Genomic DNA, 551 nt, shown 5'->3' with positions numbered 1-551 from the left:
CGAGCTTCTAGTAGACATCGTTTACGGCGTGGACTACCAGGGTATCTAATCCTGTTTGCTCCCCACGCTTTCGTACATGAGCGTCAGTGTTGACCCAGGTGGCTGCCTTCGCCATCGGTATTCCTTCAGATCTCTACGCATTTCACCGCTACACCTGAAATTCTACCACCCTCTATCACACTCTAGTTTGCCAGTTCGAAATGCAGTTCCCAGGTTGAGCCCGGGGCTTTCACATCTCGCTTAACAAACCGCCTGCGTACGCTTTACGCCCAGTAATTCCGATTAACGCTCGCACCCTCCGTATTACCGCGGCTGCTGGCACGGAGTTAGCCGGTGCTTCTTCTGTAAGTAACGTCACAGCTATCATCAAATAATGATGAGAATACTAAAGTAGATACCGATTAATCATTGCTGATTAACTGGCATATTTTTTACTTTTGAAAACTCTTTATAGATACAAGTATCTATAAGAATTTTAATATCAGCTTTCCAAATTTTTAAAGAGCATATTAATTAGATAAACCAAGCGGTTTAGCTAACTAACAATCATC

1 rRNA gene is annotated in these 551 nt (G+C 43.6%); it reads right to left on the bottom strand.

The window, feature by feature from the left end:
* A 16S ribosomal RNA gene (locus C2M33_RS10085) occupies nucleotides 1-517 on the bottom strand; the annotation flags it as partial.
* Nucleotides 518-551 lie beyond the last annotated feature (34 nt).

The organism is Pseudoalteromonas sp. T1lg122 (assembly GCF_002964825.1).
Classification (GTDB): Bacteria; Pseudomonadota; Gammaproteobacteria; order Enterobacterales; family Alteromonadaceae; genus Pseudoalteromonas; species Pseudoalteromonas gelatinilytica.
This window is presented reverse-complemented; position numbering and strand designations above follow the sequence as displayed.